Consider the following 10402-nt stretch of genomic DNA (forward strand, 5'->3'; position numbering starts at 1 on the left):
CTGCTTTCGCTCGCGACCTCTACATACCGGCCCGGCCCTGCCTGCCTTCAAGGCGATGCAGGGAACTTGCCAGCTCCATTGGTTACCCGACTTTCGTGTAATGCGCAAGACAGCCAATCTTTGGCTGTCATCAAGGCATTCAAGCAGATGAGATTAGAAAATGCGCTCTAAAGCCTGCGAGCCTTGAGCTAGAGCATCAATTTCACCACCGATTCGGACGGGTCGCGGGATTTGCCGGCCTTGTGCAATTCGTCGAGGTACTCGGCCCACAGCTGCTCCTGGCGCAGGCACAGCTGCTCGAGGTACTCCCAGGTGAACAATCCGGAGTCATGGCCATCGTCGAAGGTCAGTTTCAGTGCATATTGACCGGCCGGTTCCAGACCGCTGAGGCCGACGTTGATCTTGCCAAATTGCAGGATGGGGTTGCCGTGGCCCTGGACCTCGGCGGACGGCGAATGCACGCGCAGGAATTCGGCGGGCAGGTGGTAGACCTCGCCGGGGGCGTAGGTGAGGGTGAGGGTCTTGGAGGCTTTGTGCAGGTTGATGGCGGTGGGGAGGCGGGCCATGGCTGGAATCTCTGGTGAGCTGATGGTGCAAGCTTCGGGAGATTCAGGGGATTGTGCAAGGGGGCTGCTTTGCAGCCCTTTCGCGACACAAGGCCGCTCCTACAGATGATCGCGATTCCCTGTAGAAGCGGCCTTGTGTCGCGAAAGGGCCGCGCAGCGGCCCCCAGCGGTCTTACAGGATATAGCGCGACAGGTCTTCGTTCTGCGCCAGCTCACCCAGGTGGCTGTTTACGTAGGCGGCGTCGATGTGGATCGGCGTCTCGTCGTGGGTGCTGGCCAGGTCGCCGGCGCTGAACGACACTTCTTCGAGCAGGCGCTCGAGCAAGGTGTGCAGGCGGCGGGCACCGATGTTCTCGGTCTTCTCGTTGACCTGGTAGGCGATCTCGGCCAGGCGCTTGAGGCCTTCGTCGGCGAACTCGATGTTCAGGCCCTCGGTCTTGAGCAGGGCGCTGTACTGTTCGGTCAGTGAGGCATGCGGCTCCTTGAGGATGCGCTCGAAGTCTTCCGGGGTCAGCGCCTTGAGCTCGACACGGATTGGCAGGCGGCCCTGGAGCTCGGGCACCAGGTCGCTTGGCTTGCTCAGGTGGAACGCGCCGGAGGCGATGAACAGGATGTGGTCGGTCTTGACCATGCCCAGCTTGGTGTTGACGGTGCAGCCCTCGATCAGCGGCAACAGGTCGCGCTGTACGCCTTCACGGGAGACATCGGCGCCGCCGACGTTGCCACGCTTGGCCACCTTGTCGATCTCGTCGATGAACACGATGCCGTGCTGCTCGACCGCTTCCAGGGCCTTGGCCTTGAGCTCTTCCTCGTTGACCAGGCGGCCGGCTTCCTCGTCGCGGACCATCTTCAGGGCGTCCTTGACCTTCAGCTTGCGGCTCTTGCGCTTGCCCTTGCCCATGTTGGCGAACAGGCTCTGCAGCTGGTTGGTCATCTCTTCCATGCCGGGCGGCGCGGCGATCTCGACGCCCATGTTCTCGGCGACTTCGATCTCGATTTCCTTGTCGTCCAGCTGGCCTTCGCGCAAGCGCTTGCGGAACAGCTGGCGGGTGTTGGAGTCGGTGCTGGACTGCTGGGCTTCCTCGCTGAAGCTGCTGACCCGCGCCTGCGGTAGCAGGGCGTCGAGGATACGGTCTTCGGCGGCGTCCTCGGCGCGGTGGCGCACGCGCACGATCTCCTGCTCGCGCAGCATCTTCAGCGCGGCGTCGGCCAAGTCGCGGATGATCGACTCGACGTCACGGCCAACGTAGCCAACTTCGGTGAACTTGGTCGCCTCGACCTTGATGAACGGCGCGTTGGCCAGCTTGGCCAGGCGGCGGGCGATTTCGGTCTTGCCGACACCGGTGGGGCCGATCATCAGGATGTTCTTGGGCGTCACTTCGGCACGCAGCTCGGCAGGGAGCTGCATGCGCCGCCAGCGGTTGCGCAGGGCGATGGCGACGGCGCGCTTGGCGTCGTCCTGACCGATGATGTGGCGGTTCAGTTCGTGAACGATTTCGCGGGGGGTCATGGACATGATGAATGTGGTCCTTCGGCAAAGTGGGTCAGCGTGGAAAAGCCCCATCACCGGGATGGGGCGCCAGAACAGCTGATCACTCGGCCAGGTCCTGCTCCTCGATGGTCAGGTTGTGGTTGGTGAACACGCAAATGTCGCCGGCGATGTTCAGGGCTGTCTCGGCGATCTCACGGGCCGAGAGGTCGGTCTTGTTCAGCAGGGCGCGGGCCGCGGCCTGGGCGTAGGCACCGCCGGAACCCATGGCGATCAGGCCGTCCTCGGGTTCGACCACGTCGCCGTTACCAGTGATGATCAGCGAGGCGTCCTTGTTGGCCACGGCCAGCATGGCTTCCAAGCGGCTCAGGGTACGGTCGGTACGCCATTCCTTGGCCAGCTCGACGGCGGCGCGCACCAGATGGCCGGAGTGTTTCTGCAACTGGGCTTCGAAGCGTTCGAACAGCGTGAAGGCATCGGCGGTGGCACCGGCGAAGCCGGCGATGACCTGGCCGTTGTACAGGCGACGGACTTTCTTGGCGTTGCCTTTCATCACAGTGTTGCCGAGGGAAACCTGGCCGTCGCCGCCCATGACGACTTTGCCGTTACGGCGGACAGAAACGATGGTAGTCAAGGGAGAGTCTCCACGCAGCGGGGCGAAAATGCCTGATGCAGACTCATATGGGGGGAGGGGGGAAGGATTTCAACCAGCGGGGATGAATGGTTGTTTCAGGTCTTTGCCGGCTCCATCGCGGGGCAAGCCCGCTCCCACGCCAGGTCGACCTTGCGTGGGAGCTCCTGCGTGGGAGCGGGCTTGCCCCGCGATAGGCGTTACTCAGGCCTCGTGGCAGACGTGCCCATCGACCAAGGTATAACGCACCGCGCCCGGCAGGCAGTGGCCGATGAACGGGCAGTTCGCACCGCGAGAGAACCACTGCTCGCCTGCCACGGTGGACGCGTTCGGATCGAACAGCACCAGGTCCGCCGCGCCACCCACCTTCAGCTCGCCGGCCGGCAAGCGCATCGCGGCAGCCGGGCCGCTGCTCAGGCGTGCCAGCAGGGTTGGCAGGTCGAGCAGGCCGTCCTCGACCAGGGTCATGGCCAGCGGCAACAGCAGCTCGACGCTGCTGATACCCGGCTCGGTGGCACCGAACGGCGCCAGCTTGGCATCACGCTCGTGAGGCTGGTGATGGCTGCTGATCGCCTGAATCACCCCGGACTTCACCGCCTCGCGCAGGCCATCGCGGTCGGCGGCGGTGCGCAGCGGCGGCTGGACGTGGTACAGGCTGGAGAAGTCGCGCAGCGCTTCGTCGGTGAGGATCAGCTGGTACAGCGCCACGTCGGCGGTGACCGGCAGCCCCAGCGCCTGGGCCTGGGCGATCAACCGGGCGCCGCGGGCGCTGGTGATCTGGGTGAAGTGGGCGCGCACGCCACTCTGCTCGACCAGCAGCAGGTTGCGGGCCAGGGCCACGGTCTCGGCGGTTTCCGGGATGCCCGGCAGCCCGAGGAAGCTGGCCATGGGGCCTTCGTGGGCCAGGCCGCCTTGCGCCAGGTCGCGGTCCTGGGAGTGGAACACCACGGTCAGGTCGAAGGTCGCCGCGTATTCCAGGGCGCGGGCCAAGGTGCGGTTGTTGGGGATTTCCTTCAGGCCGTTGCCGAAGGCCACGCAACCGGTGTCGCGCAGGGCCACCAGTTCGGCCAGTTGCTCGCCTTCCAGGCCCTTGGTCAGGGCGCCTATCGGGTAAACCTTGCTGTTGGCCGCCTCGCGGGCGCGGTCGAGGATCAGTTCGGCGACTGCCGAGGTGTCCAGCACCGGCTTGGTCTGCGGTGGGCAGCACAGGCTGGTGACGCCGCCAGCCACGGCGGCGCGGGTTTCACTGGCGATGTTGCCCTTGCGGCTGTAGCCCGGCTCGCGCAGGGAGACGCCGAGGTCGACCAGGCCCGGCGCGGCTACCAGACCGTCCGCCTGGATCGTGCGGCTGGCGTTGAAACCGGCCGGCGCCGCGCCGATGGCGGCGATGCGCCCGCCGTCCAGGTGCAGGTCGGTGATGCGGTCCAGGCCGCTGGCAGGATCGATGACCCGGGCGCCGATAATGCTGATGGTCACTGGGCGTTCTCCTGGTCGAATTGACGTTGCGCGTTCTGCCCGCTCATGGCCATGGACAGCACGGCCATGCGCACGGCGATGCCGTAGGTGACCTGGTTGAGGATCACCGAGTGCTGGCCGTCGGCCACCGCCGATTCGATTTCCACGCCGCGGTTGATCGGACCCGGGTGCATGACGATGGCATCCGGCTTGGCCCCGGCCAGGCGCGAGGTGGTCAGGCCGAACAGGCGGTAGAACTCGCCCTCGCTGGGCAGCAGGCCGCCGGCCATGCGCTCGCGCTGCAGGCGCAGCATGATCACCACGTCGACATCCTTGAGACCTTCGGCGAGGTCGGTGTAGACCTTCACCCCGTATTGTTCGATACCAATCGGGATCAGCGTCTTCGGGCCGATCACGCGGATGTCCGGGCAGCCCAGCGCCTTGAGCGCGAGCATGTCCGAGCGCGCCACCCGCGAGTGCAGGATGTCGCCGACGATGGCCACGGAGAGGTTTTCGAAGCCGCCCTTGTGCCGACGAATGGTGAGCATGTCGAGCATGCCCTGGGTCGGGTGGGCGTGGCGGCCGTCACCGCCATTGATTACTGCCACGTCCGGGCACACATGCTCGGCGATGAAGTGGGCGGCGCCGGAATCGGAGTGGCGCACGACGAACATGTCGGCGGCCATGGCCTCCAGGTTGCGCAGGGTGTCGAACAGGGTCTCGCCCTTGCTGGTCGAGGAAGTCGACACGTTCAGGCTGATCACGTCGGCCGACAGGCGCTGGGCCGCCAGTTCGAAGGTGGTGCGGGTGCGGGTGGAGTTCTCGAAGAACACGTTGCACACGGTCTTGCCGCGCAGCAACGGGACTTTCTTCACGGCCCGGGCGCCGACTTCGAGGAACGAGTCGGCGGTGTCGAGGATCTCGGTGAGCAGTTCGCGGGGCAAACCGTCGAGCGAGAGGAAGTGGCGCAGCTGGCCCTGGTCATTGAGCTGCAGCGGGCGCTTGGCGTCGAGTGGCGTCATCGCGGGGGACTCTTAAAGGGCGGAAGCGGGAGCGAGGTCCTGGCGCTCGAGGGCGAGCGGCGTGGGTCCGGTCAATTTTACCCGTTCATGGGCGGCCAGGGACAGGGTGGCGCCGACTACATTCGGACGGATCGGCAATTCGCCGGCATCCAGGTCGAGCAGGCAGGCCAGGGTCACGCTGGCCGGACGGCCATAGTCGAACAGCTCGTTGAGGGCGGCGCGGATGGTGCGCCCGCTCATCAGCACGTCGTCTACCAGCACCAGGTGCTGGCCTTCGATCTCGAACGGCAGCTCCGAAGGGCGCACCTGCGGGTGCAAGCCGTTCTGGCTGAAGTCGTCGCGGTAGAAGGACACATCCAGGGTGCCCAGCGGGCCCTGGTCGCCCAGCTCGGCCAGCAGGGCCTGGGCCACCCACACGCCGCCGGTGCGGATGCCGATGAAGCGCGGCTCGCTGATGCCGCGGCGGGCCAGGTGGGCGCGAAGGTCGACGGCCATCTGCCGGATCAGATCGGCGGGATTGGGTAGGCTCATTGCGTGCTCCTCGGAAGGCGGGCGCCGGCTCCAGCCGGCGGCAAAGCGGATTTAAGTGTTGGCCTCCAGCCAGCCTTGCAGCAGCAGGGCGGCGGCGATGGCGTCGACCGGGTTATCGCGGTAGCTGCCGTGGCGCCCGCCTCGGGCCATCTGCTCGCCCTTGGCCTCGAAGGTGGTCAGGCGTTCGTCGTGGGTGTGCACCGGCAGGTTGTAGCGGCCGTGCAGGCGCCGGGCAAATTTCTCGGCGCGTTCGCTCATCTCGCTGGGCGTGCCGTCCATGTTCAGCGGCAGGCCGACAACGATCGCGTCGGGTTTCCATTCCTTGATCAGCTTCTCGACCTGGTTCCAGTCCGGTACGCCGTTCTGGGCCTTGAGCGTGCACAGCTCGCGGGCCTGGCCGGTGATCACCTGGCCGACGGCCACGCCGATCTGTCGGGTGCCATAGTCGAAGCCCAGCAGTAGACGCAGTTCGGCCATCAGGCGTGGCCCGCCTGGCTGGTCAGCAGGCTGAGGTTGATCCCCAGGCTCGCGGCGGCGGCGCCCAGGCGTTGGTCGCTGGCCAGGCCAAAGATGATCTCGGGGTCGAAGGGGCAGTTGAGCCAGGCATTGTCGGCCAGCTCCGCCTCCAGCTGGCCGGCTTCCCAACCCGCGTAGCCCAGGGTGATGAGGCTCTTGCGCGGGCCATCGCCGGTGGCGATGGCGAACAGCACGTCCTGGGAAGTGGACAGCGACAGGCCCTCCAGCTCGACCGTGGCCTGGTAGCTGCGGTCGTTGCTGTGCAGCACGAAACCGCGGTCGGTCTGCACCGGGCCACCCTGGTAGATCGGGATATGCAGGGTGCTGGCGGGCGGCTCGTCGTCCGGGCGCAACTGCTCGAGGATGTCGGCCAGGTTCAGCTCCTGCGGGCGATTGACCACCAGGCCCATGGCGCCGTGGGCATTGTGCTCGACGATGTAGGTGAGGGTCTGGGCAAAGTTCGGATCGGCCATGTGCGGCATGGCGATCAGGAACTGGTGCTTGAGGTAGCTGGGGGCGAGGGTTTTCATGACCGCTAGTGTGGCGCCAGGTGACGAGACTGACAAGCCGGGTCCCACACCGATCGTGCAGAACTCAAGCCATGCGCTGTCCCTGTGGGCGCTGGCTTGCCAGCGATGGGCCGCAACGCGGCCCCGATCAGTTGCTCGACAGCCGGTCACCCCGGGCAAAGCGCCAGGTGCGGATGATCTCCAGGCGGTCGAACTCCGCCAGGTCGCCGGTGAACGGCGCGAATGGCGCCGCCAGGCGCACGATGCGCTGGGCCGCCTGGTCCAGCACCGGCTGGCCCGACGATTCCAGTACCAGCACTTCGTACAACGAGCCGTCGCGGTTGATCGACACCATCATCCGCAAGCTGCCGTACAGCTGCTGGCGCCGGGCCTCCTCGGGGTAGTTGAGGTTGCCGATGCGCTCGACCTTCTTGCGCCACTCTTCCTTGTACCAGGCGCCCTTGTCGCGCAGGGTCGAGGCGGCGTTCAGGCGATGGATGCGCGGGCGCTTGGCATACAGCTGCTGCTCATGGGACAGCTCGGCCTCGAGGCTGGCGATCTGGCTGGACAGCTGCGAGCTGTCGAAGTCCGGCACCTTGGCCTCGGGCTTGGGCTGCGGCTTGCTTTCCTTCGGCCTGGGCTCGACCTTCTGGGTTTTCGGCGCCTGGGTGGCGACCACGGACTTTGCCGGTGCGGGCGGGATCTCTGGTTTCGCCGCCGGCGGCGGCGTGATCTTGTTGATCTTGCTGTCCTGGAACGGCGCGACCTCGGTGGTTTTGGGCACCGCCTTTTTTTCCAGGGTGCCGCTGCCCTGCTGGTTGTCCTGGGCCTGGAAGTCGGCCTTCTCGGGCGCCTTCTCACTCTTGAAGGTGGCCAGGGTGATGTCCATGGTGTGGCGGATGTCGGCCGGCTTGACCACGGTGAAACCCACGCCCAGGATCAGCGCCAGGTGCACCAGGGCGGCCAGGAACAGGGTGAAGCCGAGCCTGTCCACCGGGCGAACGCGGGGTGGCAGCAGGTCGGCGGGGATGTCGGCAGGCAGCGTCATCAGGTATCCAGCAACCGCGAAACAGGGCGCAGGTCAGCGAAAAAGGACCGGCATCATACCCCACTCCGCGGGTTTGCCACGTGTCGGCGGTCAGCGCGCCTGCAGCTTGCGATCAATGGCGTCCATCAAACGGCCGCCGATGTCGGTGTTGTAGGCAGCATCGATCTCGCGAATGCAGGTCGGGCTGGTGACGTTGATTTCGGTGAGGTAGTCGCCGATCACGTCCAGGCCGACGAACAGCAGGCCCTTCTCGCGCAGGGTCGGGCCGACCTGGGCGGCGATCCAGCGGTCGCGCTCGCTCAGCGGCCGGGCTTCGCCGCGTCCGCCGGCGGCCAGGTTGCCGCGGGTCTCGCCGCTGGCCGGGATGCGCGCCAGGCAGTAGTCCACCGGCTCGCCGTCGATCATCAGGATGCGCTTGTCGCCGTCCTTGATCGCCGGCAGGTAGGCCTGGGCCATGATCTGCTGGGCGCCGAGCGCGGTCAGGGTTTCGAGGATCACCGACAGGTTGGGATCACCGGCCCGGTGACGGAAGATCGAGGTGCCGCCCATGCCGTCCAGCGGCTTGAGGATCACATCGCCGTGCTCGGCCGCGAATTCTCGGATGATGTCCGGGCGACGGCTGACCAGGGTCGGCGGCGTGCACTGCGGGAACAGCGTGGCGAACAGCTTCTCGTTGCAGTCGCGCAGGCTCTGCGGGCGGTTGACCACCAGCACGCCTTCGGCCTCGGCCTGCTCCAGCAGGTAGGTGCTGTAGACGAACTCCATGTCGAAGGGCGGGTCCTTGCGCATCAGGATTACGTCCAGCTCGGCCAGCGGGCTGTCCTGCTCCTCGTCCAGCTCGAACCAGCGGGCCGGGTCGGCGAACACCTTGAGCGGGCGCATCCGCGCGCGGGCCTTGCCCTGGGCCTGGTACAGGTCGCGCTGTTCCAGGTAGAACAGGCTCCAGCCACGGGCCTGGGCGGCCAGCAGCATGGCCAGCGAGCTGTCCTTTTTGTAGGAGATGGACGCGATGGGGTCCATGACAATCCCGAGGCGAACGCTCATGGGGTAGTTCCTCTTGGCGGCGGGTGGCCGCGATGGCACGAAAGAAAAGTGGCTCAGGGTGGCGCCGGGCGCGCCCACGGTCAAGGGGCGGGCGGATGGAATGGCCCTCTGGACTGTGTTAAAAAGGCCAGGCACATGGCCTGCACGGCCTTTTGGCGAATTCGCTCCCAGGCAGAAGCGCAACTATGGAACAACCCCTGAAGGTGATGGTGATCGACGACTCCCGCACGATCCGCCGCACCGCGCAGATGTTGCTCGGCGAGGCCGGCTGCGAGGTGATCACCGCCAGTGACGGCTTCGACGCCCTGGCCAAGATCGTCGATCACAAGCCCCGGATCATCTTCGTCGATGTGTTGATGCCACGCCTTGACGGTTACCAGACCTGCGCCATCATCAAGCACAACAATACGTTCAAGGACACCCCGGTGATCCTGCTGTCTTCCCGCGATGGCCTGTTCGACAAGGCCCGCGGCCGGGTGGTCGGCTCCGACCAGTTCCTGACCAAACCGTTCAGCAAGGAAGAACTGCTCGACGCGATCCGTGCCAGCGTGCCCGGTTTCGCCGCGCAGGACCCACACGCACCCTGACGCCGCCCTCGCCGGACGGCGTCTCTATTTCCTGATGGGGAAACAGCATGGCCCGAATTCTGATTGTCGACGATTCGCCGACAGAGATGTACAGATTGACCGAATGGCTGGAGAAAAGCGGCTATGGGGTGCTCAAGGCCGACAATGGCGCCGACGGCGTGGCCCTGGCCCGCCAGGAGAAACCCGATGCCGTGCTGATGGACATCGTCATGCCTGGCATGAACGGCTTCCAGGCCACCCGGCAACTGAGCAAGGACCCGGAAACCAGCGCCATTCCGGTGATCGTGGTGACCACCAAGGACCAGGAAACCGACCGAATCTGGGCCCAGCGTCAGGGCGCCCGCGATTTCCTGACCAAGCCGGTGGAGGAGGAGGCGCTGATCGCCAAGTTGAAAGAAGTGCTCGGCGCTTGACCACCCGGCCCCAGGGCGCGTCGCTGACCGCCTTCGAGCTGTTGCTGGACATCGACCGGCGCTGCCGCCTGCTGGTGGCCGACCAGCCACCGCAGGACACCCGCCTGCAGCAGTGGAGTGGCATCGGCTTTCGCATTGCCGGGCAGTGGTTCGTCGCGCCCATGGGCGAGGTTGCCGAGGTGCTGCGCGAGCCCCGCAGCAGCCGGGTGCCGGGGGTGCAGCCGTGGGTCCGCGGGGTGGCCAACCTGCGCGGGCGGCTGTTGCCGGTGATGGACCTGTGCGCGTTCTTCGGTCTCGGCCCGGCGGCGGCGGGCAAGCAACGGCGGGTGCTGGTGCTGGACCATGAGGAGCTGTTCGCCGGGCTGTTGGTGGACGAGGTGGTCGGCCTGCAGCACTTCGCCCTGAGCAGCCTCGAGCTGTCGCCGCCGCAACCGCTGATTCGCGCGGCCACGCCCTTCGTGCAGGGCCATTTCCCCCGTGAACGCAATTGGGCGATCTTCAGCCCGTTCGCCCTGGCACAGGCCCCGGGTTTTCTCGATGTGGCGTTGTAGAGGATTTTCGACGTGAACAAGCCAGGACCTTCCGTAGCCA

At 66.2% G+C, this 10402-nt stretch carries 13 protein-coding genes; 3 read left to right on the forward strand and 10 right to left on the reverse strand.

Annotated elements, in window-relative coordinates; genetic code table 11:
• Positions 1–188: 188 nt before the first annotated feature.
• The 10 genes from K5H97_RS02445 to gshB all read right to left on the reverse strand — a co-directional run bounded on the left by K5H97_RS02445 (position 189) and on the right by gshB (position 8811).
• Positions 189–566, reverse strand: a complete 378-nt coding sequence (locus tag K5H97_RS02445; protein WP_011536058.1) for a gamma-butyrobetaine hydroxylase-like domain-containing protein — start codon at positions 564–566, stop codon at positions 189–191.
• Positions 567–738: 172 nt separating this feature from the next.
• On the reverse strand, positions 739–2082 hold the full coding sequence (hslU, locus tag K5H97_RS02450; RefSeq protein ID WP_028688362.1) for an ATP-dependent protease ATPase subunit HslU: 1344 nt from the start codon (positions 2080–2082) through the stop codon (positions 739–741).
• Between the two features lie 76 nt (positions 2083–2158).
• Complete coding sequence (gene hslV / locus K5H97_RS02455; RefSeq protein ID WP_028688361.1) at positions 2159–2689, reverse strand: ATP-dependent protease subunit HslV; 531 nt, start codon at positions 2687–2689, stop codon at positions 2159–2161.
• Between the two features lie 201 nt (positions 2690–2890).
• On the reverse strand, positions 2891–4162 hold the full coding sequence (locus K5H97_RS02460; RefSeq protein ID WP_028688360.1) for a dihydroorotase: 1272 nt from the start codon (positions 4160–4162) through the stop codon (positions 2891–2893).
• Positions 4159–5163, reverse strand: a complete 1005-nt coding sequence (locus tag K5H97_RS02465; RefSeq protein ID WP_028688359.1) for an aspartate carbamoyltransferase catalytic subunit — start codon at positions 5161–5163, stop codon at positions 4159–4161. The genes K5H97_RS02460 and K5H97_RS02465 overlap by 4 nt, the downstream gene beginning before the upstream one ends.
• A gap of 12 nt (positions 5164–5175) precedes the next feature.
• Positions 5176–5694 carry a bifunctional pyr operon transcriptional regulator/uracil phosphoribosyltransferase PyrR gene (gene pyrR / locus K5H97_RS02470; RefSeq protein ID WP_028688358.1) on the reverse strand — a complete coding sequence of 173 codons (519 nt, stop codon included), beginning with the start codon at positions 5692–5694 and terminating at the stop codon, positions 5176–5178.
• A gap of 51 nt (positions 5695–5745) precedes the next feature.
• Positions 5746–6171, reverse strand: coding sequence for a Holliday junction resolvase RuvX (gene ruvX / locus K5H97_RS02475; RefSeq protein ID WP_028688357.1), 426 nt, complete (start codon positions 6169–6171; stop codon positions 5746–5748).
• The gene (locus K5H97_RS02480) at positions 6171–6740 is read right to left on the reverse strand and encodes a YqgE/AlgH family protein (protein WP_028688356.1); all 570 of its coding nucleotides are present in this window, start codon (positions 6738–6740) and stop codon (positions 6171–6173) included. The genes ruvX and K5H97_RS02480 overlap by 1 nt, the downstream gene beginning before the upstream one ends.
• Before the next feature lie 127 nt (positions 6741–6867).
• Positions 6868–7767, reverse strand: coding sequence for an energy transducer TonB (locus tag K5H97_RS02485; protein WP_028688355.1), 900 nt, complete (start codon positions 7765–7767; stop codon positions 6868–6870).
• Positions 7768–7857: 90 nt separating this feature from the next.
• The gene (gshB, locus tag K5H97_RS02490; protein WP_028688354.1) at positions 7858–8811 is read right to left on the reverse strand and encodes a glutathione synthase; all 954 of its coding nucleotides are present in this window, start codon (positions 8809–8811) and stop codon (positions 7858–7860) included.
• 185 nt (positions 8812–8996) lie between these two features.
• On the opposite strand from gshB, the gene pilG reads away from it, so the two are divergent.
• From pilG to K5H97_RS02505, 3 genes are read left to right on the forward strand one after another with little or no spacing between them, the layout of a single operon-like run.
• Positions 8997–9398 carry a twitching motility response regulator PilG gene (gene pilG, locus K5H97_RS02495; protein ID WP_028688353.1) on the forward strand — a complete coding sequence of 134 codons (402 nt, stop codon included), beginning with the start codon at positions 8997–8999 and terminating at the stop codon, positions 9396–9398.
• Between the two features lie 47 nt (positions 9399–9445).
• Positions 9446–9811 (forward strand): twitching motility response regulator PilH, encoded by a 366-nt coding sequence (pilH, locus tag K5H97_RS02500; protein ID WP_028688352.1) that lies wholly within the window; start codon positions 9446–9448, stop codon positions 9809–9811.
• Positions 9808–10362, forward strand: a complete 555-nt coding sequence (locus K5H97_RS02505; RefSeq protein ID WP_028688351.1) for a chemotaxis protein CheW — start codon at positions 9808–9810, stop codon at positions 10360–10362. Before pilH ends, K5H97_RS02505 begins: the two co-directional genes overlap by 4 nt.
• Positions 10363–10402 lie beyond the last annotated feature (40 nt).

The sequence above is a fragment of the Pseudomonas mosselii genome (assembly GCF_019823065.1).
Classification (GTDB): Bacteria; Pseudomonadota; Gammaproteobacteria; order Pseudomonadales; family Pseudomonadaceae; genus Aquipseudomonas; species Aquipseudomonas mosselii.

Bases quoted from the DNA above. Each gene is read 5' to 3' on its own strand.
- K5H97_RS02445 (WP_011536058.1), bottom strand. From the start codon at position 566: ATGGCCCGCCTCCCCACCGCCATCAACCTGCACAAAGCCTCCAAGACC.
- hslU (WP_028688362.1), bottom strand. From the start codon at position 2,082: ATGTCCATGACCCCCCGCGAAATCGTTCACGAACTGAACCGCCACATC.
- K5H97_RS02465 (WP_028688359.1), bottom strand. From the start codon at position 5,163: ATGACGCCACTCGACGCCAAGCGCCCGCTGCAGCTCAATGACCAGGGC.
- pyrR (WP_028688358.1), bottom strand. From the start codon at position 5,694: ATGAGCCTACCCAATCCCGCCGATCTGATCCGGCAGATGGCCGTCGAC.
- ruvX (WP_028688357.1), bottom strand. From the start codon at position 6,171: ATGGCCGAACTGCGTCTACTGCTGGGCTTCGACTATGGCACCCGACAG.
- K5H97_RS02480 (WP_028688356.1), bottom strand. From the start codon at position 6,740: ATGAAAACCCTCGCCCCCAGCTACCTCAAGCACCAGTTCCTGATCGCC.
- K5H97_RS02485 (WP_028688355.1), bottom strand. From the start codon at position 7,767: ATGACGCTGCCTGCCGACATCCCCGCCGACCTGCTGCCACCCCGCGTT.
- gshB (WP_028688354.1), bottom strand. From the start codon at position 8,811: ATGAGCGTTCGCCTCGGGATTGTCATGGACCCCATCGCGTCCATCTCC.
- pilG (WP_028688353.1), top strand. From the start codon at position 8,997: ATGGAACAACCCCTGAAGGTGATGGTGATCGACGACTCCCGCACGATC.
- pilH (WP_028688352.1), top strand. From the start codon at position 9,446: ATGGCCCGAATTCTGATTGTCGACGATTCGCCGACAGAGATGTACAGA.